Here is a 22,244-nt window from a genome sequence, read left to right as displayed (position 1 = left end):
CTCAGTCCCACAGCCGGGTCAGCAGTTCGTGTTCGACCGCCAGCACCGCCACCGCCAGTAGGATGACCGCGCCCGCGGCCGGCGACGGGAGGATGCCGAGGCCGACGATGAGCGTCGTCGCACACGCCGGCGCGTGCTCGGTGTCGGTGCGGAGCATCCCCGCTGTCGTCAGCGCGACGGCGACGACGCCGCTGCCCACCAGCCGGACGGTGCCGAGCGTCAGCGGCGTCATCGAGGCCGTCACGACCACGTCGCCGGCGATAGCGTGGTACGCGAGCAGTCCGGCGGCGACGCCGACGGCGTGGCCCCCGAGGACGCGCCGGAGCGAGCACTCCGGGGCCGTCGGCCGGGTCGCGTAGAGGTACGCCGTCGGGCCGAGGCTGGGAAAGAGGAAGGGGAGGCCGCTGAGCCAGACGACGGTCCCGAGCGCGGCCAGCAGCGCGCCGACGCGGCCGGCCTGCCGGACCCACTCACGACGGGCGTTCGCTGTCGTCACTGTGCACGTCGGTCCGCGTCGGCGGTGAAAACAGTAGCGCTCCGTCGACAGTCACTCGCGCCGGTCGATGTCGAGTTCGTCGTCGAGTTCGGTCTCGACGGCGTCCTCGAGTTCGGCCATCTGCTCGCGGAAGTGCGTCTTGCAGACCCCGACTTTCACGCCGTCTTTCTCGACGGCGATGTCGGCCTCGCGGTCGCAGTAGTGACACTGCATACCCGACGCTTGGGTCCGCGGCCCATTGAACCCTCGGATTCCGTCTGCCCTCCGTCAGACGAGGCGGTCGCGGACCCGCGCCCACGCGGCCACGTCCAGCCCCGTTTCCCCGATGGTCTCGCCGTGGGCGTCGCTCCCGCCGGTGGGGACGAGGCCGTGCCGCTCGACGGCGTCGTCGACGAGCGCCGACTCGACCGCCCGCCCGTAGGGGTACCACCGCTCGACGGCGTCCAGCGATTCACAGCGGGCCAGCGCGGCGGCCGTGTCCGGGTAGCGAAACGGGTGGGCCAGTCCGACGAGCCCGCAGGCTTCCGAGAGCAGTTCGACGCCGCGCTCGAACGGCGTCACCTCCCGGGGGACGTAGCAGTCGCAGTCGGCCCCGATGAGGTCGTCGAAGGCGTCCTGATACGAGTAGTCGCTGACCTCGGCGACGGCCTGCGCGATGTGGGGCCGGCCCAGTCCGTCGCGGGGTTCGACCGGCAGGGCGACGCCCAGTCGGTCCTCGACGCAGTCGATGATGCGGGCCCCGCGCTCGCGGCGGTCCCGCTGGAGGCGGGCACACTCCGCTTCGAGGGCGTCGGTCGGGTCGACGCCGTAGCCAAGCAGGTCCAGCCGCTGGGTGTCGGTCTCGACCCGCAGTTCGACGCCGTGGACGACGGTCACCCCGTCGACGGTCGTGATCGGCCCCGACAGCGACGGCTGGAGCCGGTCGTGGTCCGTGAGGGCGACGGCGTCGACCCCGGCACGTCGGGCGGCCGCTGGCACCGCGTCGACGGGGAGCGAGCCGTCCGAGCGCGTCGTGTGGACGTGGAGGTCGGCGACGACCATACCGACGCCACGCGGCCCCGCGACAAAGCGGCTTCGCTCGCCCCGTGAAGCGTGTCACCGCCCCTCGTGTGTGCCTTATACGCATTAATGAATATTATGATTATCAATAGTTAAGGTTTATTAACTACCGTGAACTTTCGTCGTGTATGCGAATGCTGACTAATGCTGCCGAGGCGTTCGAGACCCACGACTACCCCATGACCTCCGACGAACTCATCGAGGCCGAGGGGGACATGACGCTGGAACTGCCCAACGGGACCGAATCGCTGGGCGACGCGCTGGGCCGCATCGACACGGAGACCTACGAGACCGCCGAGGACGCGATGCTCGCGGCCTGCTCGGGCGTCTCCAGCAAGGCCATCGGCCGGAAGGGCTACTCCGACCGCGACCCCGTCTGCATGGGCGAGGACGGCCCCGAGGAAGTCTCCTTCTGAACCGGGCCACGGCGGCCCGGTCTGCCCCAGCTCGCGGGCGGCGACCGCCCCCGGCGGTTTCCGCCCCGTTTCCGCGTCGACCCCAGCGACGGCTACCGGTCCAAGAACTCCGGCCGGTCGACCAGGTCGGTGCTGTCGACGTCCTGCCTGTCGACCAGTTCTGTCGGGTCGAGCACGGGCGGGAGGCCGTCGCGGCCGCGGTCCGGTATCTCGTCGGGCTCGACGTAGGTCTTCTCGCCCTCGACGAGGTCCGTCCACAGCGTCTCGCGGTCGGTGTCGGTCCGCTCCGTGGCCGCCTTGGCCTCGTTGCGCCCCTCGTCGTAGGCGAGTTCGACCATGCTCTTCTGGTAAGCGGTGTCCATCTCGGCGTAGATGGCCTCCAGTTCCTCGCGGTTGTACTCCCCGAGTCGCTCGGCGACGCCGATGGCGTAGGCCCGGTCGGTCCCCTCGTCCTCGTCCAGTGAGGTCCAGCCGCCGTCGAACGCGCCCTCGTAGAGGCTCATGTCTCGACCTTCCGGTCTGGGTCGACCGTGAGGCCGTCGTCGGAGAACTGGATGTGGCGGATGTCACAGTCGATGGCGGTGCCCCGCATCTTGATGACCTGCACGCCGCGGGTCATGCTGCCGCTCTCGAGGAAGTTGTGGAAGAAGACGACGCCGTGGGCGAGGTAGTGTTCGTCGCTGTAGGAGGAGGGGTCGGTCATCTCGGAGATGAGCAGCGTCGTGGCGTCGGTCTGTTTCAGCGCCGAGAGGAAGCCGGTTATCTCGTCGTCGACGTCGCTCATGAAGTGCTGGAGGAGCATCGTCGAGTCGATGACCGTGCGGTCGATGTCGTTTTGCCTGATGTAGGCCACCAGCCGGTTGGTCAGGCCCCCCTCAGAGCCGAACTGCGTGATGGTCCGTTTGCCCCCTTCGGTGACGAGATTGAGAAACTGCACCGAATCCGACTGCATCGCCCGGTCGAAGCCGAACTCGTAGCCGGCCATGTCCTGCATCAGTTCCTCTTTGGTCTCGTGCATCGTGACGTAGAGGCAGGTCTCACCCTCCTTGGCCCCCTGCGTGATGAACTGCGAGCAGAACGTGGTCTTCCCGCTGCCGGGCGGCCCGCTGACGACGTAGAGGCGGTCGGTGAGCAACCCCCCCTCGACGAGTTCGTCGAAACCGGGGACACCGCTCGAGATTCGCATACCACCAGCGTGTGCGCGCCGGGACATATGCCTTGACCTTCCGTTCTCACCGGTGATAACTCGTTCGGGCGGCTCACGGGTCGACAGCGCCGGGCGGGCCGTCGGCCAGTTCGAGGAGGCGTTCGGTGCCCCTCTCGTCGAACCGCATCGGCCGCCGCCACCACGGCCCCTTCCCGGAGTCCGACGACCGCTCCGTGACGAGCGCGTTGGCCTCGGTCCCGCCGCTCGGCTCCGACAGCGGGACCGCCGTCTCGTAGAGCCGGGAGCCGTCGGGGTCGCCCAGCACCAGCACCGCCGCGTCGAACTCAGCGCGCTTGACGTGGGCGTTCGAGTCGAAGACGGCCCGCTCGTCGGGCGACAGGTCGCGGTACTCGTCGCCGGTGACCGGCTCCCGCGCCAGCCGGAAGTGGCCGACGACGTACGCTCCCCACCGCGGCGGCACCCACTCGGCCCCCTCGCCGGTCGTCGTCAGCGTCGCGTAGAAAAAGAGGTAGTCCCCCGCCGACAGCGACGACAGCGGCCCCGCCTTCGCGCTGTGGGGGTCGCCGTAGGTGTAGCGCTCGCCCCCCGCCTCGGGGAACTCGGGGTCGAAGTGGACCGGGCGGTCGGCGACGCCGCGCACGTCCGTCGACAGGTCGAGGTCGGCGTAGGTGGGCACCGGTTCGGCGGTGGGCTCCGACTCCGGGATGGGGATGTACTCGAAGGTCCCGTCGGGGTACAGCGGGCCGCGGAAGCCGGGCTCGTTGGTGTTGGCGGCCACGTTGATAGCGACGCTGCGCATGCCCCGCGTTCGCGTCGGCGGCGAAAAGGGCTACCGGAGCGGGCCGGCACAGGACCGGCAGTACCTGACCATCCGGTGGCGCTCGTTGCGCGTCCCACAGCGGTCGCAGTACACGCCCCGTTCGGCCGCGCCGTCCGCCGCCGTCTCCGTGCCACCGGCGCGTCCGGCCGCGCCGCGCTCGCCCCCGCTGGGCGTCGTCTCCGGCGACGGGTCCCCGCCGCGGAAGTACCGGTACAGGAGGAACTGCAACAGCCCGAACCCGACGACGTACGCCACGAGCCAGCCCCAAGCGTCCATGCGATAGCTCGACACGCCGGGTACTTCGGGGTTCCGCCCGTAGTCTCAGAACTGATACTCGCGTCCCGCCGTCAGCGGTCCGGCGGCGTGCGCTCGCGCTGGAACTCGTCGAAGGTATCGATGTCCTCGGGGAGGTCGTAATCGAGTCGCCGCTGTGCGCGCCGGTCGACGTTGGCGTCCTCCAGCGGTTCGGCGACGGACTCCCAGCCGTCTTTGACCGTCAGCGACTTCGCGGGCGTCCCCGCGGCGACGTGGTGGGCGGGGATGTCCTTCGCCGCGATGGACTTGGCCGCGAGGACGGCGTTCTCGCCGACGCGGACGCCGGCCCGCACCATCGAGTCGTAGGTGAGGCGCACGTCGTCCTCGATTATCGTGTGGTAGTTGTCGACGTGGGTCTGGTCGTTCACGTCGTGGTCGTGGCTGTAGACGTGCGTGTCGTCGGAGATGGAGACGCGGTCGCCGACGGTGAGCTTTCCGCGGTCGTCGAGGTGGACGTCGTCGTGGACGACGACGTTGTCGCCGACCTCGATGTTGTGGCCGTAGGTGAAGGAGATGCCCTTGAAGAACCGACAGTTCTCGCCACAGGACTCGAAGAGGTGGTCCGCCAGCATCGCCCGGAACCGCAGCGCGAACTCGACGTTGTCGGCCATCGGCGTGGCGTCGAACTGCCGCCAGAGCCACTGGAGGTGTTTCGAGCGCTTGAACCGCTCCTCGTCTTTCTCGGCGTAGTACTCGCTTTCGAGGGTCGTGTTACAGGGGTCGTACCCCTGCAGGCGGACCCGCTCGGCCGGCGAGACGTCGCCGCCGGACTGCCAGCGGTCGTAGGCCTCCCGGTCGCCGTGGAGGTCCACGAGCACGTCGGTCACCACGTCGCAGGTGTCCTCGTCGCCCCGGAGGCGCTCGTCGACCTCTGTGATGAACGCCCGGAGCCCCTCCTCGGCGACCGGCGGCAGCGACACGTGGCGCTTCGTCATGTTCCAGAAGTCGCTGCCCGTGCAGATAGGGGTTTCCGTTACGTGTTCGTTACCCGGTGACGCCGGCGTCACGTCGCCGCTGTCGGGGGAGTTAAGCCGCGGCGGGCCGAGGGCCCGGCATGGTCAGGGCGGACTTCATCATGGAGGTCCGAGGCTACCTCGTCAACCCCTCGGAACACCGACTGCGGGCCCCGTGGCGGGTGACCGTCTGGCTGTTTCTCGCCGGGTTCGCCACCGTCGTCCTCGCGGCCGTCACCGGGCTCGCGCCGATGGCCGCCGCTCTCGGCGACGGGCTGGTCGCCGCCGTCTACGGGACGCTCCGGCTGTTTGGCATCATCGTCGGTGCGACGGCGCTGGTGACGGGCATCGGCTACCTGCTCGACCGCCGGACGCTGGCCGACTACGGCCTCCTCCCCGACGGGCAGTGGCTCCGGGACGCGGCGTTCGGGCTGGCGCTCGGGGCCGGCCTGCCGACGCTGGTCCTCGGCGTCGAACTGGCGGCGGGGCTGACGACCGTCACCGGCCTGTTCGACACCGGCCCGTCGACGGTCCTCCCGCTGGGGACCGTCGGCGTCCCCGCCCGCCTGCTCCTGCTCGCCGCCTTCTTCCTCGCGCAGGCGACCGCCGAGGAGGTCGTCTTCCGGGGTACCTCCTGACCAACGTCGCTGAGGGGGCCGCCGGACAGCTCGGTCGCCGGCGAGCGGTCGCCGCCGCCACTCTCCTCACCGGCCTCCTGTTCGGTGTCGTCCACGGCTCGAATCCCGGGGCGACACCCCTCGCGGTGGTCAACATCACGCTGTACGGCGTCTTCCTCGGGGCCTGCTACGCCGTCACCGGCCGACTGGGCATCGCCTGTGGCTTCCACGTCGCGTGGAACTACGCGCTCGCGGTGCTCGGGTTCCCCGTCAGCGGCATCGCCTCGGGCGTCTCGGTGGTCGCCGTGGCGGGCACCGGCCCGGCCGTCCTCACCGGCGGGTCGTTCGGCCCCGAGGGCGGACTCGTCGCGCTGCTGGCGCTCGCGGTCGGTATCGCCGCGCTCCGCTGGTGGGTCCGCCGGGAGTACGGCTCGGTCGCCCTGCTGGAATCCGTGGCCGTCCCCGAACTGCGCCGGTAGCGACCCGGCCGAACCGCGACGGCTAAGTTTCCCGCGCCACAAGCCGAACGTATGCGCTACGACACGCTCGGGAACTCGGGCGTCGAAGTCTCGGAGGTCGGCTTCGGCGCGTGGGTCGTCGGCACGGACTGGTGGGGCGACCGGACGCGCGAGCAGGCCGTCGAGATGGTCCGCCACGCCCTCGACGAGGGCGTGACCTTCTTCGACACCGGCGACGTGTACGGTCACGGCGACAGCGAGGAACTGGTCGGCGAGGCCCTCGCCGACCGCCGCGAGGAGGTCACCGTCTCGACGAAGGTCGGCTACGACTTCTACAACAACCCGCAGGCCGGCCACGGCGAACTGCCAAAGAAGGTCACGCCGGAGTGGATTCACACGGCGCTTGACCGCTCGCTGGACCGGCTCGACATGGACTACGTCGACGTGTTGATGCTGCACAACGCCAACGTCGACGAGGTCGACGAGGACGTACTGGAGGCCCTCGACGAACTCCGCGAGGCGGGCAAAGTCGAGGCCGTCGGCTGGGCGCTTGGCCCCTCTATCGGCTGGCTCGCCGAGGGCGACGCCGCCGTCGCCGCGGAGTTCGACGTGGTCCAGACCGTCTTCAACCTCTTCGAGCAGACGCCCGGCCAGCACTTCGTCGACACCGTCCGCGAGCACGACGCGGACACCTCGTTGGTCGCGCGGGTCCCCCACTCCTCGGGCCTGCTGAACGAGCAGGTCACTCCCGAGACGGAACTGGGCGAGGGCGACCACCGCTCGCACCGCCCGACCGAGTGGTACGAGGCCGGCTGGGAGAAGGTGGAGGCGCTGCGGTTCCTCGAACGCGACGGCGAGCGCACGATGGGACAGGCCGCCATCCAGTGGCTGCTCGCTCACGACGAGGTCGCCTCGGTCACGCCGACGTTCCGAACCGCCGCCGACATCGACGAGTGGGCCGGCGCGTCCGACACCCCGCCGCTCTCCGACGCGGAGTACGACCGTGTCCAGTCGCTGTACGACGACGACTTCGGCGTCGACCGCGACGACGGGATGGACGCGTTGCGCTCCTCGGTCGGCGGCGCGGACCTCGAAGGCGTCGGCGCGAAGTCGGCCGGCGACTGACCCCGGCCGCCGCTTCTCCGGCGGGACCACCCATCGGCCCGTAGTCCGAAATCTCCAGTCGATTCTCTAGCCCCGGCGCACCCTCCGGAATCCGATTCCGTCCCGCGGTTACGCATCACAACCCCTTCGTTTCGACAGGAGATGTATCGCCGTCCTGCGGTTCGGTCACCGCCCGACCACTTTCACTCCGGTTCGTCAGACGCGCGAAAGACGCCCGACGGCGGTCGGTTCGACCTGAAACGAAGGGGTGCGAGACGCGGGGACGGGACACATCCGGCGGGGAAGTACCGTCGCTGACCGGGGTCAGCGCTGCGAACCGAGAAACCGGTGGGAGAACGGGACCGCGCTACTCGTCCATCAGGCCGCCTTCCTCGACGCGCATGACGCCCTCGCCGTCGGGGAGGTTCGGCGCGTCGACGAGTTTGACGATGCGCTTGTCGCCCTTGGACTTCCGGAGGTAGATGCGGAACGTGGAGGTGTGCCCGAGGATGTTCCCGCCGATGGGCTGGGTCGGGTCGCCGAAGAAGGAGTCGGGGTTCGAGGCCACCTGATTGGTGACGACGACGGCGGTGTTGTTGAGGTCGCCCACCCGCATCAGGTCGTGGAGGTGCTTGTTGAGCTTCTGCTGGCGCTCGGCGAGTTCGCCCCGGCCGACGTACTCCGCGCGGAAGTGGGCGGTCAGGGAGTCGACCGCGAGCAGGCGGACGGGGAACTCGTCGTCTTGGGACTCGCTGGCTATCTCTTGGGCCTTCTCGGCCAGCAAAATCTGGTGGTTGGAGTTGAACGCCTTGGCGACGTGGATGTTCTCCAGCACCGCGTCGACGAGGTCGGCCCGCAGCGCCTCGTCGCCGGCGTCGGCCTCGTCCTCCTCGGCGACGCCGTGCAGGACCATCGTGTCCTCGAGGACCTCGTCGTCCTGTCCTTCGACCATCTGCTCGATTCGCTCGGGGCGGAAGGTGTCCTCGGAGTCGACGAAGATGGCGCTGCCCTCCAGCCCGCCGTGTTCGGCCGGTAGTTGGACGTTGACGGCCAGTTGGTGGGTCACCTGCGACTTGCCGGCCCCGAACTCGCCGTAGACCTCCGTGATGGACTGGGTCTCGACGCCGCCACCCAGCAGGTCGTCGACCTCGTCGACGCCCCACGAGAGCTTGCCGATCTGCTCGCGGCGCTCCAACACCGCCGAGCCGGTCTCGAAGCCGCCGATGTCGGCGGCCTCGCGGGCGGCGTTGATGATGTCGGCGGCCGAGGACTCGCCGATGTCGGCCGTGTTCGACAGCTCCCCGGGCGAGGCGACGGCGATGCCCTGATAGGAGTCGAACCCGTTGTCTTTGAGCTTCTCTGCTGTCGCCGGACCCACGCCCGGCAGGTCTTCGAGGTCCTCGCTTGCGGACATGAGCGTGGCTTTGGCCCGGTGGTACATAAACCCCCGTTAACACCGTAGTGAAAGTGAAACTGGCCGACGGAGACCGGGCTATCCGGTCGGCGGTCCGGAAGTTTAGGAGTGAAGCCCGGCGGCGTCAGACGCGGCCGGCGACGGACGCCAGCCCGAGGCTCCCGGCGAGAATCAGCAGGGCCCGCCCCGCGTCGGAGACGCCGAGGACGCCCTCGCCGAACAGACCGGCCGCGAGGGCGGTCAGCGCGACGGCCGTCGGGAGCGGAGCGGCGGCCAGCGAGGCCGCGAACGTCCGGCCCGACCAGTACAGGGTCTCGCCGATGCCGGCGACGGTGGCCCCGAGAGAGCGGTTCCCGTCGGGGTCGGCCGCCGGTTCGAAGTCGGCGGCGTCGCGTGCGACCGTGACGACCACGCCGGTGTGGACGCGGCGGCCGTCGGCGTCGCCCACCCGCAGGAGGGTCACGCTGTCGCCGGGCGTCCCGACCACGCGGTAGACGCCGTCGGGGGCGTCGGCGTTCGCGGGCGGTCGGTAGTGGTCGCCGACGGCCGGACCGTCGCTCGCCGTCACTCCCACGGGTGCGCGCCGGGCGCGTCGGGCCACAGCGGATACCAGTACTCCTTGTCGCCCTCGACGGCCAACTCCCCGTCGAGGTTGCTCTCCAACTTGAACTCGGCGGTGGTGTCGCGCTCGTGGCTCGCGGCGTCGTCGGGCGCGAACGGGTAGTACGACCCCCGGCGGAAGGAGTACACCCAGTAGACCCGCCCACCGTCGCGCTCGTCCTCGAAGGCGAACAGCGCGGCCAGCAGCCGCGAGCCGTAGCGGCGCTCGACCAGCGTGTCGGCGGCGAAGTGGACGCTGGTCACGAGGTCCTCGAAGTCCGGGTCGCGGAGGACGACCCACTGGTAGCCGTGGCCGTCGGCGGTGAACTCCGCCTCTGTGCCGGTCTCCTCGGCCCCGGCGTCGAGCACCGCCCGCACCTCGTCTTTGGCGTCGGCGAAGTCCGTGCTGTCGACGTCGCCGAAACAGAGGGCGGCGTCGCCGGTCGGGGCGTAGCCGAGGTCGGCCTCCATCGTGACGTAGGCCGTCGACATCCCGAACAGGTCCTCGGGGTCGGCCTCTCGGGTGGCGTCGGCCTCCGCCTTCATCCCGAGCGCGCTCTTGAGTCCGTCGAACAGTCCCATACCGCACCAATGGTCGCCCCCGGTAAGGTCGTTTTCGTCCCGGCGGTGGTCAGTGAGCGCTTCCAGCAGAACTAACTCCCCGGCGATGGGGCTTCCGACGATGCCCTCCCCGACCCCCGACCCCCGACCCGCGGACGCGGTCGCCGTCGTCCGTCGCTATCTCCGGCTCGAACGCCCGCTCAGCGCGCTCGTCGTCGTCGCCGCCGTCGCGGCGTTTCTCGCCGCCTACGCGCTGACGGCGCTGGTGCCCGCGGTCGCCGTCGCGGCCGTGCTGCTCGTTGTCGCGCGTGCCCCCGTCCTCCGACCGCACGGGACCGTTCGCCTCCGCACCGACGCCGACCCCGACGCGGTCAGGGCCGCCTTCGAGGGACCGACGCCCCCGGTGCTCGCGTTCCAGTGGGGTGTCGCCGACGAAGTGACGACGACCGACGGCGTGGCGACCTACCCCACGTCGTACCTGTTCGGCCTGCGCTCCGTCGAGACGGCCGTCCGGACGGAGACGGCGGCCGGCGGGGACCGCGTCGAACTGACGGTCACGACGAACGACCGCCCGTGGGCGACGTACACCGCGACCCTCCGGGACGACGGCGACGGGACCGTCGTCGACGTCGCGTACGACTCCGACCGCCGCTTCGGCCTCCGCCGCCTGCCACAGCGGTTCTGTGTCGACCGGTTCCGGGACGCGGCGCTCGAAGCGCAGGGCTACACCGTCGTCGAGCGCGACTCACAACTCCGCTGAGTCCGCCCGGAAAACGCCCCTACCGGCTTTCGAGGTCCCGCTCTAGGTCCCGCAGGCGCTCGATGCGCTTCTCGGTGCTGGGGTGCGTGCTGAACAGGCGGCCTATCCAGCCAAGCCGGACGGGGACGATGAAGAAGGCGTTCATCTCCGACTGGCCCCGCAGGTCGTCCTCGGGCACGTTCTCCATCCCGCTGTCTATCTTCATCAGGGCGCTCGCGAGCGCCGAGGGCTTGCCGGTGATGGAGGCCCCGCCGCGGTCGGCGGCGAACTCCCGGTAGCGGCTGAGCGCGCGGATGAGCAGGAAGGAGACGACCCACACCACCAGCGAGGCGAGGATGGCGACGATGACCGGGGCCTGCTGCTGGCCGCCGCGGTCGCGGCCGCCGGCGAACAGCCACCCCCAGCGGACGATGAGGAAGGCGATGGTCGAGAGGAACGAGGCGATGGTCATCACCATCACGTCGCGGTTCTTGATGTGGGCCAGTTCGTGAGCGATGACCCCCTCCAGTTCGTCCTGCTCCAGCGTCCGCATGAGCCCCGTCGTCACGCAGACCGCGGCGCTGTCCTTCGAGCGGCCGGTGGCGAAGGCGTTGGGTGCCCGCGAGTCCGCGACGGCCACGGTCGGCTTCGGCAGGTCGGCCTGCTGTGCCAGTCGGTCGACGGTGCGGTGCAAGTCGGGGTACTCCTCGGGGCTGACCTCGCTGGCCCCCATCGAGTACAGCGCGAGTTTGTCGCTGAAGAAGAACTGCGCGCCCAGAAACAGCCCCATGATGACGACGATGGGGAGCAGCCGGTCCCCGAAGTACAGGGTGAGGAGGCCGAGGAAGACCACGTACAGCCCGAACAGCAGGAACATGGTCAGGGCCATCCGCCCCCGGAGACCCCAGTCGGTTTGCCAATCCATACCCCCCGTAAGCGGCCGATAGGCTAAAACCCCGCTATCTTGGCAGGGCGTCCCACGCTCACTCCGCGAGCGTCGCCGTCTCGCGGAGGTCGTCGACGACCGCCGTCGCCCGCTCGACGGCGTCGGGCGCGAAGTACGCCGCGGCGTCGACCGACGACCGCGTCGGCCCGTCGAGCCGGGCGGCGAGTTCGGCGGCGGACTCGACGACCGTCGCCTCGCCCTGCTCGATAGCCGGCGCGAGCCACTCGACGGTGGGCCGGCGGAGTAGATACGTCTCCAGTCCGAACGCCAGCCCCTCGTACAGCGCCGTCGAGCCGACGCCGACCTGTGCCGTCGAGCGCGCGAACAGGTCGTACAACGACGGTCCCGTTCCGTCGGCGACGGTGACCGGCGCGTCGACGAGCTCGGGGTAGGTCGCCCGCCAGCCGTCGTACTCGCCGGGGTGGAGCGTGAACGCCACGTCGTGGGGGACGCGGTCCGCGAGGTCGACCGCGAGGGCGGCAAGCGCCCCGCCGGCCTCGGGCGTGGAGACGACCACTATCCGGTCGCGGCGCTCGAAGGGCCGGCGGCGCTCGCGCTCCCGGTCGAGATACGGGTAGCCGACGGGGCGTATCCGGTCGTCGCTGATGGGGAACTCGGCGGCCGTCTCCCAGAACTCGCCGAAGGTCAGCAGGTAGTCCGGATAGGCCCGCTTGGTCCGGTCCCCGGGAAACGCGTGCTGGTAGGAGTACGGGCTTATCTGGCCGTGCTGTAGCTCCGCGACTGGCACCCCCGCGTCGTGGCAGGCCTCGACGAACGCCTCCTCGCCGGAGTGGGCGACGACGACGGCGAGGTCCGGGTCCAGCCCCGAGACGAGGCGCTCGTAGAGGGGCCGCGTCGCCGCCCGTGCCCGGACCGCGTCCCGCAGGCGGTCGGCGAGGGCGACCGTGACGCCGAACTCTCGTTCGATGCGCTGCCGGGCCCGGGCGACGGTCCGGCGTGCGTCCGGCGGGAGCGACGGCCCGACGAGGCCCGTTCGGGCGTTCACGCGACCGAGGACCTCGATGCAGTCGGTGTAGCGGAGGTTCGGCGTCCCGGCCGGCCGGCGGTGCCGGAACTGCCACGGCGGTTCGAGGTGGACGGCGTCGAACTCGCGCCGGCGGTGAATCGGGTCGCAGTAGATGTCTCGCCACGTCCCGTCGCGTCGCTTCCGACGCGGGTGACCGTAGAAGACCACGTCGGTCGAGGCCGCCCGGAACGGGTTCCCGACGGCGAGGTTCCGGAGTCCGAGGTAGCCCCCCCGAAGCTGCGCCCGCCGCGACACCGCGGTGTCGACCGCGCCGGTGATTCCGGTCTCGGCGAGCAGGTCGATGGCGACGCCCGCCCTGACGTACTCCCACGCCGGAACGCCGCCGACCGAGAGGTCGAACAGGCCGAGGTCCGCCTCCAGTTCGAGGAAGGCCTCGTGGAACGCGTCGAGTTCGGTCGCGTACCGCCGGGCGAGTCGCGTCACGGCTCCACCCGCTGGGCCTCGACCAGCGACGCGTAGGTGCCGTCGTCGCCCAGCAGTTCCGCGTGCGTTCCCGACTCGACGATGCGGCCGTCCTCGACGATGTGGATGCGCGTCGCGGCGGTCACCGCCGAGAGTCGGTGCGTGACGGCGACGACGGCCCAGTCGCGGTCGTGGGCCGCTATCGCCTCGTAGACCGCCCGTTCGAGCGTGCCGTCGAGGTCGCTCGTGGCCTCGTCGAGCAGGAGCAGGTCGGCGTCGCCGAGCAGCGCCCGGGCGATGGCGACGCGCTGTCGCTGCCCGCCCGAGAGCCGGACGCCGTCGTCGCCGAGGACGGTGTCGTACCCCGCCGGGAGGTCGTCGACGAACGCCGTCACTCCCGCGGCCTCGCAGGCCCGCTCGACCGCCGCCGGGGACGCGTCGCGGTCGCCCAGCGCGACGTTGTCCCGCAGCGTCTCGTCGAAGACGTGGGGGTCCTGCCTGACGACCGCCACCCGGTCGCGCCACTCGTCGAGCGCGAACTCGTCGATGGGGGTCCCGTCGGCGGTTATCTCCCCGCCGCGTGGCTCGTACAGCCGAGCCAGCAGGGCGACGACGGTCGACTTGCCAGCGCCAGAGGGGCCGGCGAAGGCGACGAACTCGCCGCGCTCGACGCCGAAGGAGACACCGTCGAGGACGCGTTCGTCGCCCCCCTCGTACCGGAACTCGACGCCGTCGAACCGGACCGACTCGACGGGTTCGGGCACGGGCCGACCGTCGCGGCGCTCCTGCTCGCCGGCCAGTTCCGCCGCGAACGCTTGGGTCCGGACCAGATGCGGGAGGTCGGTCTCCAGTTCGTACAGCAGCGTGTTCAGGTGGCTCAGCTTCGGCCCGAGCCGGAACATCGCGAAGAGAAACACGCCGAGACCGCCCAGCGAGACGTCCAGAAGCTCGATGCCGGCGTACAGCAACACGAAGACGAACACGGCGGTCGCGAAGTAGTTGAGGCTCCGGACCGCCTCCTGATTGCGCCGCCGGTGTATCACCGCCTCGGTGTAGCTGTCGACGGCGCGGCCGTACGCCGAGAGGTGGTGGTCGGTGATGTCCAGCAGTTTGATGTCGCGAATCCCGTGAATCCCCGACTGGACGGTCGTCTGGAGGCGCTCGTTGGCGTCGGCGACGCGGTTCCCGACGCTGTAGCCCGACTCGAAGACCCGACGCACGGCCAGCATGAACGCCCCGATGACGACGCCCGTCGCCAGCGTCAGCGAGGGGGCGACGTACAGCGCGACGGCCAGATAGGCGGCGCTGACGAGCGCGGCCTTCAGCAGGACGACGACCCGGTGGATGGCCTCGCTGGCGTGTGTCGTCTGCGTGATGAGCGCGTTGAGTAGCTCGTCGGACCCCGTCGCGTCGACGCGGGGGAGTCGCGCCCCGAGCGCGTTCTCGAACGCCCGGGTCCGGAGGTCCCGGACGTAGGTCATCCGGAGAACGGCCGTCAGCCAGCCGGCGAGAAACGCCGCGAGGTAGCGAACCCCGATGACGAGGGCGACGCCGGCGACGACGTAGCCGAGTTCGAACGGGACGCCCAGCGCCGCGTAGACGCCGGCCAGCAGCCGAACGGGCCCCGACAGCTCCCCGCTTGACTGGGTCATCTCGACGATGGGGAGGACGAACCCGACGCCGATACCCTCCAACAGCGCGGCGACGGCGCTGCACGCGAGGACGGCGGCGGTCAGCCCCGGCCGGAACGCCGCCACCGGGACGAGCGCGCGGAGTTGGTCCGTGAGGCGAACGTCGCTCGGGTCGTCAACCACTCGTGACCACCATCGACACTAGTTATATTCGAAGGCACAATAGATAAAATATCTTTGCAAGAGAAAATTCACTGGAAATAGAAACGGTACCAAAAGATAGAAGGGTTCATTGCATGATATACAAACCTGTATCCAATGGGGTGTGAGCGGGTGTTGCTCGTCAACGACACGGCCGCGATGCGGGGCGGTGCGGAGAAGCAGGTCCGACGCGAACAAGCGTATCTCGAACGCCGCGGGTACACCGTCCGGAGTGTCGGGTTCGGCACGGACGACGAGGCGGCGTTCACCGACGTGACGGTGTCCGAGGCGTCGTCGTCCGCGGTCCGAGTCCTAGCAGGGCTCACTGTCTCGGTGCGCGTCTACCGTCGACTCCGCGGAGTGGCCCGGCAGTTCGACCCGGACGTGGTCCACGTCCACAAGTCACAGAAGTACCCCGCGACGGTGGCCCTCGCCACGCGGGGGTACCCGTCGCTGAAGACCCACCACGATTACTCGACGGTCTGTCCGTCGGCGTGGGCGGTCACGCAGGACGACTACGCGGTCTGTGAGGGCGGTGTCGGCGCGAAGTGCTGGCGACACGGCTGCCGGTCGCGGTCGGCCGTACTGGGCTACTACGTCCCGCGGCACGCGGTCCAGAAGCGGGTCGAACGGGGGCTCATCGACTACCACGTCGCCCCCAGCGCACGGCTCACCAGCTATCTCCGGCGGTTCGGCTACGAGGCACGACAGATACGCAACCCCGAGCCGGTGCGGGACGCCGTTTCCCCGGGCGACGAGGGCTACTTCCTGTTCGTCGGCCGGCTGAGCGAGGAGAAAGGCGTCCGACTCTTGCTCGACGCGGTCGCGGAGTTCTCCTCGCCGGCCGACGTTCCAGTGAAGATTGCCGGCAGCGGCCCGCTCGAACCCGAGATGCGGGACCGAATCGACCGGCTGGACGGCGACGTCGAACTGTTGGGCTACGTCTCCGACGACGAGAAGGCGTCGCTGTACGCCGACGCGCGGGCCGTCATCGTCCCGTCGGTGTGGGTCGAGAACTACCCGACAGTGGTCCTCGAAGCGATGGCCCACGGCAAGCCCGTCGTCGGCAGCGACCGCGGCGGCATCGGCGAGATGGTCGAACACGGCCACAGCGGCCTGTTGTACCCCGCGACGGACGCGACGGCCCTCGCGGCCTACATCGAGCGCCTCGCCGACGACCCGGCCACCGCCCGGCGGATGGGCGAGCGCGGCCGCGAGTGGCTGCGGGACAACTCCACCGAGGAAGCCTTCGGGCGGCAGATATGTGGCATCTTCGAACAGCTCGCCGGGACGTGAGATGCCGCCGGATGCGGACCGACGGCGGGTGGCGTCCCCCGTTCAGAGAACCGACTCGTCGAGATAGTCCGCGAGGCGGAGCGACAGCGCCCCGATGGTCAGCGTCGGCTGGCCGGCTCCCATCGTGACGAACGGGCTCGCGCCCGCGATGGCGAGGTTCTCCACCTCGTGTGCCCGGAGGTTCGGGTCCACGACGCTCGCGGACGGGTCGGTCCCCATCCGGGTCGTCCCGCTGCTGTGGCCGACGCCCTGCCTGAGTTCGAACCGCTCGCGCTCGCGGACCGTCGCGTCGAGTTCGTCGACGATGTCGCCCAGCACCTCGAACGCGCGGTCGATGCCCGACTCCGCGTAGTCGGTGAACGTCCCCCACGAGACGTTCGGGACGGGGTTGCCGAACGCGTCGGTGGCGTCCGCATCGAGCGTGACGCGGTTGGCCTCGTTCGGCAGGACCTCTATCTCGGCGACGACGCTGAACCGGTCCCCCGTGGCGTCGTCGATGCGGTCCCGGAGTTCGTCGCCCCACACGATGGGGCGGGTGTCCTCGCCGAGCGCGACGGCCGCGTCCGGGTCGAGCGCGCTGCTGGCGAGGTTCTGGAGGTTGACGAGCGGCTCACGCTGCTTCAGCGCCAACTCGACGGCCGTCGGTCCGCCCTCGTTGCTGAACTCTATCTTGAAGCCACCGGCGTCGCCGTCGGGCTCGTAGAACTGGTATGACTCCGTGGTCCCGAACCCGATGCGGTTCTGTGCCGTCGGCCGGTCGAGGCGGCCCCTGATGCCGACGTAGGGGTGTTCCATGAGGTACTTCCCGACCGCGCCGCTGCCGTTGGCGAGGCCGTCGGGGTGCTGTGGCGACGCCGAGAGCAGGAGCAGCCGCGGGTTCTCGATACCGCCGGCCGCGAGGACGAACTCGTCGGCGGACTGGGTGTGACTTTCGCCGTCGGGAGTGCGGTACACCGCCCCCGTGACGCGACTCCCGCTGGCGTCGTGTTCGAGGCGCTGGACGACCGCGCGGTCGACGACCGTCGCGCCCTCGGCCTCGGCTTTCCGCACGTGGACGCCGGCGTCGTACTTCGCGCCGGAGGGACAGACCGGCGAGCAGGTTCCGTAGCCGACACACTGGCTCCGTCCGTCGTACGCCGCGGCGTTGCGCGCGTTCGGAACCGAGTGGACGGCGATACCAAGTCGCTCGCAGGCCGCCGCGAACAGCGCGTCGGAGTGGCTCCGCGGGAACGCGTCCATCGGGTACGGCTCCGTCCGCGGCGGCCCGAAGGGGTTGTCCGCGGCCCCCGCGACGCCGAAGGCCGACTCCGTCTCCGCGTAGTAGGGCCTGAGGTCGTCGTAGGCGATGGGCCAGTCCTCGGCGACCCCGTATCGGGTCGCCATCTCGAAGTCCTTCGGCGTGAACCGGGCGACGCGGCCGCCCCAGTGGAGGGTCGACCCCCCGACCCCCTTCGCGCGGAGGATGTTCGCCGGGTACCGGACGGGGCCGTCGTTCGCATAGGCGTCGCGTTCGGCCCGCGCGTCCCACACCGACGCCGTGGCGTGTGCCGGCCGGAGCGCGCGCTCCATCCGCTCGCGCCGTGTCGACGGCTCGAACCGCTCCCCGGCTTCGAGGACGACCACGTCGTGCCCGCGCGCGGCCAGCCTGTGTGCGAGGAGTGCCCCCGCCGGTCCGGAGCCGACGACACAGATGTCCGCGTCGTCGACGGGCGTCCGGTCACTCACCGTCGCCCACCTCCCGATAGGCCGCGGTCCCGCCGGGGTAGCCCGGCGGGTTCGGGTTCCCGACGAGTTCCCCGCCGACCGGGGTGGCGTACAGCGCGTACAGCAGGTTGTTGACGACGTAGTAGCGGACTCGTTCGGCGTCGGTGCCGTCGGGGTCGGGATACGCTCTGTCCGCGCCTGTCGCCCGGAGGACCGCGCCGCGTCGCGCCGGTGCGAGGTCGGTCGGTGGCCGGCCGGTCCGCCGTCGCGCCGTCTCCCGGACGACGTCGACCGCGCGGGCGACTTCGGCGGCGTGGTCGGGGTCGAGTTCCCGTTGGCCGGCGACGTACGTCTCGACGAACGACGCGTCGACGGCGGCCGCCGAGGGGTACAGCGTCTCCGCGAGCGCGACGAGCGCGTCGACGTCGGCGTCGCTCAGTTCCCGGCCGTCGTCTTCCGTCAGCCACGCCGTCCCCGTCAGCCCGAACCCGCCCAGCGCCAGCAGAGCGTCGCGTCTGGTCAGTTCCACCGGTCGCCTCCGTGTCTCCGCGGACGGGCCGCCGGAGGTCGTGTCTCACCTGTCATCGTCGGCGGTGTCCGTAGCCGAGCGTCAGTAGCGCGCACAGTCCGATGCCGAGTACCACGTAGCGCCCGCCGCCGACCAGTTCGTAGCCGGCGCGCGCGCCGGGAGCCAGTCGCCGACCGATGACGACCGGCCGGACGAGTCCGAACGCCTCGAAGACGAAACTCGCCGCGTAGCCGCCACCGCCCCAGAGCGCGACGACGGCGGCGGTCCACCGCCGCCGTCGTGTCGGCACGCGCCGGGACGGTTCGACGGCGAGTGCCGTCACGCCACTGAGGCCCCAGACGGCCGGGAGCCCGACCAGAACGGTCGGGAGCGCCGACCGGAGCGAGGCGGTAAAGTGGACGGCGAACGGTGCGCGGCCGAACAACTCCGCGAGCGTCCCGCCGGTCGCCGCGAGAGCGGCGGTGGTGAGGGCGGCGACGCCGACGTAGTGGACGGTCCAGCGCGGCGACCCGCGGGCGGGTGGCTGCCAGAGCGCGCCACAGACTGTCGCCGCCACGAGCGCCGACAGCCCCGTCGCGGCCGCCGCGGCGACCGAGCCGTACAGCGCCGGTGCGAACAGCGAGCCGACGACTACTCCTGTCCGCGCCTGCGCGCCACCGACGGCCGTCGCCGCGACGACGAGCAGCCCCAGTACCCGGACCGGGTAGCCGATGAGCGAGACGAGCAGCCACGTCACGCCGGTCTGGGTGACGGCGACACACAGCGCCGCGCCGAGCGTGCTGCGCCGCTGTCCGACGCTTCTCGCCGCCGATTCGTACACGCCTGCGTCTCCCATCCGTTACACGTCCTCTCCGCCAGCAGTTTAATTTAACTATCGGAACGCAGAATAATGGGCGGTGAGAGAACGTGGCGGGCCGCGTGCGGTAGGGTCCTGTCCGCGGCGCGTCAGCGTGCTGTTCGCGCGTCGGCCCCGCAGCCGGGTTGCTGTGACCGGAACTGTTAAAATCGCGCAGGTGTAGTTGAAACCAAGTGACTCGCAACGACCGCATCCTGTTCGTCACGGCGGTCGTGCTATCCCTCTCGCTGGTCGCGGTCGTCGTCGCCGCGCTCGGGCCCTTCTCGCTGGAACTGTTCGCCCTCACCGCCAGCGCGCTCTTTCTCGCACTCGTCGAGACGGCGACGCCGAGTTGGTACCGAGCGCCGTGGCAGGACCGGGTCCGCTGGCTCGTCCTCGCGGGGTTGGTCGTGTTCACCGCCCTCGTCGTCAGGCGACTGGCGCGTCTCGCCCCGGCGTCGACGCTGTTTTAGGCCGCCTGCTCGCGTTCCCCGGCGTACCCGAGGTCGTCGCCCCACGCGAACGTCATGAGCAGTGTCCCGTCGCCGTACTCGGTCACGGTCGGTCTGACCGGTTCCCTCAGAACCGCCGCGAGACCGACGGCGAGAAACGACTGGACAGGGTGGTCGACCGTCGCGTCGGTCCCCAAGCGGCTGTCGGTGACGCTGACGGTCAGGTAGCTGTCGGTCAGCGTGTCGACGGCGACCTCCGCAGCGAGGCCGAACCGTCCCGCCACCGCACTCGTGAGGGCGTGAACGGCGAGTTCGCGGTCCGCCGGGAGCCCGTCGCCGGCCGCGGCGACCTCGTCGACGAGACGCTGACCGACCGGCTCGAAGACGACGCCGCCGTCCGTCCGTTCGCCGACGGTCGCCGCCGCGACCGTCTCGGCCGGCGGGACCGAGACCGACGACGCCGCCGGGACGAACAGTCGCGTGCCGTCCTCGGTCGGGACGTAGTACGCCACCTCCGCGAGGTCGAGCGCCGTGCGGACCGCTGCGGTGTTGGCCGCGGCCGCCTCGTGTGTCGACCGGGCCACGCTGGCGGGGAGGAACGGCTCCGGCGTGACCGCGGTGAGGAGGACCGCTCCGAACGCGCCGGTCGCGGCGACGGCAAGCAGAACCCCGCGGGCCGACGGCACCCAGACCGCGCCGGCGAGCGCGACGCCGGCGACGACCAGTAACAGGAGCGTCGTCACTCCGTAGGCGGTCGTCCGGACGGCCCGATAGGCCGCTCGCACCCGGTCAGCCGCCGGCGGGTGCGCTCTCGCGTCGGTCCGTGAGTCGGCCTGTAATTGCTTTTGCTCCATACGCTACGCGTTCACCCCGTCGCGTCGACCCGCCCCGGCGCGTCGGCCGCCCGCTGTCTGTCGCTCCCATCCACTCGACATGGCTCTAATATCTATTCGGAACTGGTTGTAATTAACTGTTCCGCCGTCTTTCGCCACCATCGTCGGCAGTCCGGTTCAGCCGCTGTCCGCGAACGGTCGGCGGACGATGGCCCGCGTCTCGCCGTGGAGGACCGCCGCCCCGACGTAGACGGCCGCCCCCACGAGGACGTGTAGGAAGACGCCGAGCATCGATGTGACCGGATACAGTCGGGTGAGTTGGACGAGCACGACGCCCATGAGCGCGGCACAGGCGACCTGCCAGCCGACGACGCGCCACGGCACGCTGAGCGCGATGAACCGGCGCGTCACGGCGGCGAACAACATCGTCCCGACGGCGAAACTCCCGGACGTGGCGACCGCCGCACCGATGAGTCCGTACCGCGGTATCAGCAGGACGTTCCCGACACCGTTGAGGACGATGGTGAGACCGGTGATGGCCGCGGCGATGTCCGGTCGGTCGTAGGCCCGGACGACCTGCGCGCACACCTCCTGTACCGCGTGGCTCGACTTGTCGGCCACGAGCAGGACCAACACGAGCCACGCGGAGACGAACGTCTCGCCGAAGAGATACCGCAGTATCGGCTCGCCGAGGACGACGACGCCGACCAGCGCCGGGATGCTGACGAACGAGCCGGCACCGAGCGACCACCGGACGATGTCGGTGATGCGGTGGTCCTGCCCGTCGGTGACGAACCTGCTGAACGAGGGGAAGATGACCGCCGTGACCGAGGCCGTGACGGTCATGACGATAGTCGAGATGCGCCACGCGATTTCGTACTGGCTCACCGCGACGGCAGTCATGAAGTAGCCGACGAGCAGGGTGTCCATGCTGTTGTACACCTGCCAGCCGATAGACGACGAGACGAAGTCGTACTTCGAGAACGCGAACAGCGACCGCGCGTGGTCGACCGACGGTCGTCCGAAGTCGATATCGACCATCAGATAACCCAGCACCAGCATCGCGGCCAGGCCGACGAGGAACCCGTACACCGGCGCGAGGTGGCCGAGGCCGACGGTCGTCAGGACGCCGCCGACCCCGACCCACGCGATCTGCCGCGCGGCCAAGAGATAGGCGGTCTCGCCGACGCGGCGCTCGCCGCGGAGGGCGTTGACGAACAGCCGTCCGGACTCCCTGAGAACGATGGCGACGACGAGTAACACCGCCAACTCCGCGCCGAGGTAGCCGTTCACCCACGTCCGCGCGGCGACGACGACCAGCGCAAGGACGGCGACGATGCCCACCTTGAACACGGCGACGGTGGCGAGGTACCGCCCTTGGTCGGCCCCCTCCGAGAGACGCTTCTCCAGTGCTCCGGCGAGCCCGAAGTTGCTGAAGACGACGACCAGCCCGAGGAGTTTCTCGAACAGGAAGTAGACGCCGAGCTGGTCGGCCCCGATGAGCCGCGCGAACAGCGCCGTCCCGGTGAAGACGAGTACGGCGTTCAGACCCTTCGCGCCGGCCAGTTTCAGGGTGTCCGACGAGATGGATTCGGAGCTATCGGCCATTTCGCTCTCCGATACACTCGAAACCACCCGCAGTTATAT

General features: G+C 70.2%; 26 protein-coding genes. 7 read left to right on the top strand and 19 right to left on the bottom strand.

Annotated features, from left to right (window positions below; all coding sequences use genetic code 11):
- Position 1 precedes the first annotated feature (1 nt).
- From ACV7JO_RS13680 to ACV7JO_RS13670, 3 genes are read right to left on the bottom strand one after another with little or no spacing between them, the layout of a single operon-like run.
- Complete coding sequence (locus ACV7JO_RS13680) at positions 2–496, bottom strand: HPP family protein (protein WP_470353962.1); 495 nt, start codon at positions 494–496, stop codon at positions 2–4.
- A 51-nt stretch (positions 497–547) separates the two neighbouring features.
- Entirely contained in the window at positions 548–709 is a 162-nt protein-coding gene (locus ACV7JO_RS13675) for a DUF6757 family protein (protein ID WP_470353961.1), read from the bottom strand.
- Between the two features lie 54 nt (positions 710–763).
- Positions 764–1,537, bottom strand: coding sequence for a PHP domain-containing protein (locus ACV7JO_RS13670; RefSeq protein ID WP_470353960.1), 774 nt, complete (start codon positions 1,535–1,537; stop codon positions 764–766).
- A gap of 146 nt (positions 1,538–1,683) precedes the next feature.
- Between ACV7JO_RS13670 and ACV7JO_RS13665 the strand changes: the two genes are divergently transcribed.
- Positions 1,684–1,971 carry a DUF5789 family protein gene (locus ACV7JO_RS13665; protein ID WP_470353959.1) on the top strand — a complete coding sequence of 96 codons (288 nt, stop codon included), beginning with the start codon at positions 1,684–1,686 and terminating at the stop codon, positions 1,969–1,971.
- Positions 1,972–2,063: 92 nt separating this feature from the next.
- Here the strand turns inward: ACV7JO_RS13665 and ACV7JO_RS13660 are convergent, their stop codons facing one another.
- The 5 genes from ACV7JO_RS13660 to ACV7JO_RS13640 form a co-directional block, all read right to left on the bottom strand.
- The gene (locus ACV7JO_RS13660; RefSeq protein ID WP_470353958.1) at positions 2,064–2,474 is read right to left on the bottom strand and encodes a DUF8057 family protein; all 411 of its coding nucleotides are present in this window, start codon (positions 2,472–2,474) and stop codon (positions 2,064–2,066) included.
- Positions 2,471–3,157 carry an RAD55 family ATPase gene (locus ACV7JO_RS13655; protein ID WP_470353957.1) on the bottom strand — a complete coding sequence of 229 codons (687 nt, stop codon included), beginning with the start codon at positions 3,155–3,157 and terminating at the stop codon, positions 2,471–2,473. Before ACV7JO_RS13655 ends, ACV7JO_RS13660 begins: the two co-directional genes overlap by 4 nt.
- Positions 3,158–3,230: 73 nt before the next feature.
- Positions 3,231–3,938, bottom strand: a complete 708-nt coding sequence (locus ACV7JO_RS13650; protein WP_470353956.1) for an Nmad3 family putative nucleotide modification protein — start codon at positions 3,936–3,938, stop codon at positions 3,231–3,233.
- Between the two features lie 30 nt (positions 3,939–3,968).
- Complete coding sequence (locus ACV7JO_RS13645) at positions 3,969–4,235, bottom strand: DUF7577 domain-containing protein (protein ID WP_470353955.1); 267 nt, start codon at positions 4,233–4,235, stop codon at positions 3,969–3,971.
- A 71-nt stretch (positions 4,236–4,306) separates the two neighbouring features.
- The gene (locus ACV7JO_RS13640; RefSeq protein WP_470353954.1) at positions 4,307–5,209 is read right to left on the bottom strand and encodes an acyltransferase; all 903 of its coding nucleotides are present in this window, start codon (positions 5,207–5,209) and stop codon (positions 4,307–4,309) included.
- 119 nt (positions 5,210–5,328) lie between these two features.
- On the opposite strand from ACV7JO_RS13640, the gene ACV7JO_RS13635 reads away from it, so the two are divergent.
- Genes ACV7JO_RS13635 through ACV7JO_RS13625 form a run of 3 tightly spaced genes read left to right on the top strand, consistent with a single transcriptional unit; the run spans position 5,329 to position 7,427 of the window.
- On the top strand, positions 5,329–5,865 hold the full coding sequence (locus tag ACV7JO_RS13635; protein WP_470353953.1) for a hypothetical protein: 537 nt from the start codon (positions 5,329–5,331) through the stop codon (positions 5,863–5,865).
- Complete coding sequence (locus ACV7JO_RS13630; protein ID WP_470355786.1) at positions 5,862–6,323, top strand: lysostaphin resistance A-like protein; 462 nt, start codon at positions 5,862–5,864, stop codon at positions 6,321–6,323. The genes ACV7JO_RS13635 and ACV7JO_RS13630 overlap by 4 nt, the downstream gene beginning before the upstream one ends.
- Positions 6,324–6,374: 51 nt before the next feature.
- Positions 6,375–7,427 carry an aldo/keto reductase gene (locus tag ACV7JO_RS13625; RefSeq protein WP_470353952.1) on the top strand — a complete coding sequence of 351 codons (1,053 nt, stop codon included), beginning with the start codon at positions 6,375–6,377 and terminating at the stop codon, positions 7,425–7,427.
- Between the two features lie 346 nt (positions 7,428–7,773).
- Here ACV7JO_RS13625 and radA read toward each other — a convergent pair whose 3' ends face one another.
- The 3 genes from radA to pspAB form a co-directional block, all read right to left on the bottom strand.
- A complete protein-coding gene (gene radA / locus ACV7JO_RS13620) occupies positions 7,774–8,820 on the bottom strand; it encodes a DNA repair and recombination protein RadA (RefSeq protein ID WP_470353951.1) in 1,047 nt (348 codons plus the stop codon).
- 124 nt (positions 8,821–8,944) lie between these two features.
- Positions 8,945–9,394 (bottom strand): hypothetical protein, encoded by a 450-nt coding sequence (locus tag ACV7JO_RS13615; RefSeq protein ID WP_470353950.1) that lies wholly within the window; start codon positions 9,392–9,394, stop codon positions 8,945–8,947.
- Positions 9,385–10,002, bottom strand: coding sequence for a PspA-associated protein PspAB (gene pspAB / locus ACV7JO_RS13610; RefSeq protein WP_470353949.1), 618 nt, complete (start codon positions 10,000–10,002; stop codon positions 9,385–9,387). Before pspAB ends, ACV7JO_RS13615 begins: the two co-directional genes overlap by 10 nt.
- A 100-nt stretch (positions 10,003–10,102) precedes the next feature.
- On the opposite strand from pspAB, the gene ACV7JO_RS13605 reads away from it, so the two are divergent.
- Entirely contained in the window at positions 10,103–10,741 is a 639-nt protein-coding gene (locus ACV7JO_RS13605) for a hypothetical protein (RefSeq protein WP_470353948.1), read from the top strand.
- Positions 10,742–10,760: 19 nt separating this feature from the next.
- On the opposite strand, the gene htpX is transcribed toward ACV7JO_RS13605, so the two are convergent.
- The 3 genes from htpX to ACV7JO_RS13590 are packed head-to-tail and all read right to left on the bottom strand — an operon-like array spanning position 10,761 to position 14,930.
- Complete coding sequence (gene htpX, locus ACV7JO_RS13600) at positions 10,761–11,645, bottom strand: zinc metalloprotease HtpX (protein WP_470353947.1); 885 nt, start codon at positions 11,643–11,645, stop codon at positions 10,761–10,763.
- Positions 11,646–11,703: 58 nt separating this feature from the next.
- Positions 11,704–13,137, bottom strand: a complete 1,434-nt coding sequence (locus ACV7JO_RS13595; protein WP_470353946.1) for a hypothetical protein — start codon at positions 13,135–13,137, stop codon at positions 11,704–11,706.
- The gene (locus ACV7JO_RS13590; RefSeq protein ID WP_470353945.1) at positions 13,134–14,930 is read right to left on the bottom strand and encodes an ABC transporter ATP-binding protein; all 1,797 of its coding nucleotides are present in this window, start codon (positions 14,928–14,930) and stop codon (positions 13,134–13,136) included. Before ACV7JO_RS13590 ends, ACV7JO_RS13595 begins: the two co-directional genes overlap by 4 nt.
- Before the next feature lie 135 nt (positions 14,931–15,065).
- Between ACV7JO_RS13590 and ACV7JO_RS13585 the strand changes: the two genes are divergently transcribed.
- Positions 15,066–16,244, top strand: coding sequence for a glycosyltransferase family 4 protein (locus ACV7JO_RS13585; RefSeq protein WP_470353944.1), 1,179 nt, complete (start codon positions 15,066–15,068; stop codon positions 16,242–16,244).
- A gap of 42 nt (positions 16,245–16,286) precedes the next feature.
- Here ACV7JO_RS13585 and ACV7JO_RS13580 read toward each other — a convergent pair whose 3' ends face one another.
- Genes ACV7JO_RS13580 through ACV7JO_RS13570 form a run of 3 tightly spaced genes read right to left on the bottom strand, consistent with a single transcriptional unit; the run spans position 16,287 to position 19,312 of the window.
- Complete coding sequence (locus ACV7JO_RS13580; RefSeq protein ID WP_470353943.1) at positions 16,287–17,969, bottom strand: GMC family oxidoreductase; 1,683 nt, start codon at positions 17,967–17,969, stop codon at positions 16,287–16,289.
- Positions 17,962–18,477: a gluconate 2-dehydrogenase subunit 3 family protein gene (locus ACV7JO_RS13575; protein WP_470353942.1), complete on the bottom strand. Its 516-nt coding sequence runs from the start codon at positions 18,475–18,477 to the stop codon at positions 17,962–17,964. The genes ACV7JO_RS13580 and ACV7JO_RS13575 overlap by 8 nt, the downstream gene beginning before the upstream one ends.
- Positions 18,478–18,529: 52 nt before the next feature.
- Positions 18,530–19,312, bottom strand: coding sequence for a hypothetical protein (locus tag ACV7JO_RS13570; RefSeq protein WP_470353941.1), 783 nt, complete (start codon positions 19,310–19,312; stop codon positions 18,530–18,532).
- 194 nt (positions 19,313–19,506) lie between these two features.
- Here ACV7JO_RS13570 and ACV7JO_RS13565 point away from each other — a divergent pair, with 194 nt between their 5' ends.
- Positions 19,507–19,785 (top strand): DUF8044 family membrane protein, encoded by a 279-nt coding sequence (locus ACV7JO_RS13565; protein ID WP_470353940.1) that lies wholly within the window; start codon positions 19,507–19,509, stop codon positions 19,783–19,785.
- Here ACV7JO_RS13565 and ACV7JO_RS13560 read toward each other — a convergent pair.
- Together ACV7JO_RS13560 and ACV7JO_RS13555 are read right to left on the bottom strand one after the other, a co-directional pair.
- Positions 19,782–20,618, bottom strand: a complete 837-nt coding sequence (locus tag ACV7JO_RS13560; protein ID WP_470353939.1) for a DUF7982 domain-containing protein — start codon at positions 20,616–20,618, stop codon at positions 19,782–19,784. The genes ACV7JO_RS13565 and ACV7JO_RS13560 overlap by 4 nt on opposite strands.
- Before the next feature lie 156 nt (positions 20,619–20,774).
- Positions 20,775–22,205: a flippase gene (locus ACV7JO_RS13555; protein WP_470353938.1), complete on the bottom strand. Its 1,431-nt coding sequence runs from the start codon at positions 22,203–22,205 to the stop codon at positions 20,775–20,777.
- Positions 22,206–22,244 lie beyond the last annotated feature (39 nt).

This window comes from Haloarcula sp. MBLA0138, assembly GCF_055632455.1.
This window is presented reverse-complemented; position numbering and strand designations above follow the sequence as displayed.

Coding starts and splice junctions, on each gene's coding strand:
- ACV7JO_RS13675 (WP_470353961.1), bottom strand. CDS start 709: ATGCAGTGTCACTACTGCGACCGCGAGGCCGACATCGCCGTCGAGAAA.
- ACV7JO_RS13670 (WP_470353960.1), bottom strand. CDS start 1,537: ATGGTCGTCGCCGACCTCCACGTCCACACGACGCGCTCGGACGGCTCG.
- ACV7JO_RS13665 (WP_470353959.1), top strand. CDS start 1,684: ATGCGAATGCTGACTAATGCTGCCGAGGCGTTCGAGACCCACGACTAC.
- ACV7JO_RS13660 (WP_470353958.1), bottom strand. CDS start 2,474: ATGAGCCTCTACGAGGGCGCGTTCGACGGCGGCTGGACCTCACTGGAC.
- ACV7JO_RS13655 (WP_470353957.1), bottom strand. CDS start 3,157: ATGCGAATCTCGAGCGGTGTCCCCGGTTTCGACGAACTCGTCGAGGGG.
- ACV7JO_RS13650 (WP_470353956.1), bottom strand. CDS start 3,938: ATGCGCAGCGTCGCTATCAACGTGGCCGCCAACACCAACGAGCCCGGC.
- ACV7JO_RS13645 (WP_470353955.1), bottom strand. CDS start 4,235: ATGGACGCTTGGGGCTGGCTCGTGGCGTACGTCGTCGGGTTCGGGCTG.
- ACV7JO_RS13640 (WP_470353954.1), bottom strand. CDS start 5,209: ATGACGAAGCGCCACGTGTCGCTGCCGCCGGTCGCCGAGGAGGGGCTC.
- ACV7JO_RS13635 (WP_470353953.1), top strand. CDS start 5,329: ATGGTCAGGGCGGACTTCATCATGGAGGTCCGAGGCTACCTCGTCAAC.
- ACV7JO_RS13625 (WP_470353952.1), top strand. CDS start 6,375: ATGCGCTACGACACGCTCGGGAACTCGGGCGTCGAAGTCTCGGAGGTC.
- radA (WP_470353951.1), bottom strand. CDS start 8,820: ATGTCCGCAAGCGAGGACCTCGAAGACCTGCCGGGCGTGGGTCCGGCG.
- pspAB (WP_470353949.1), bottom strand. CDS start 10,002: ATGGGACTGTTCGACGGACTCAAGAGCGCGCTCGGGATGAAGGCGGAG.
- ACV7JO_RS13605 (WP_470353948.1), top strand. CDS start 10,103: ATGCCCTCCCCGACCCCCGACCCCCGACCCGCGGACGCGGTCGCCGTC.
- htpX (WP_470353947.1), bottom strand. CDS start 11,645: ATGGATTGGCAAACCGACTGGGGTCTCCGGGGGCGGATGGCCCTGACC.
- ACV7JO_RS13585 (WP_470353944.1), top strand. CDS start 15,066: ATGGGGTGTGAGCGGGTGTTGCTCGTCAACGACACGGCCGCGATGCGG.
- ACV7JO_RS13570 (WP_470353941.1), bottom strand. CDS start 19,312: ATGGGAGACGCAGGCGTGTACGAATCGGCGGCGAGAAGCGTCGGACAG.
- ACV7JO_RS13560 (WP_470353939.1), bottom strand. CDS start 20,618: ATGGAGCAAAAGCAATTACAGGCCGACTCACGGACCGACGCGAGAGCG.
- ACV7JO_RS13555 (WP_470353938.1), bottom strand. CDS start 22,205: ATGGCCGATAGCTCCGAATCCATCTCGTCGGACACCCTGAAACTGGCC.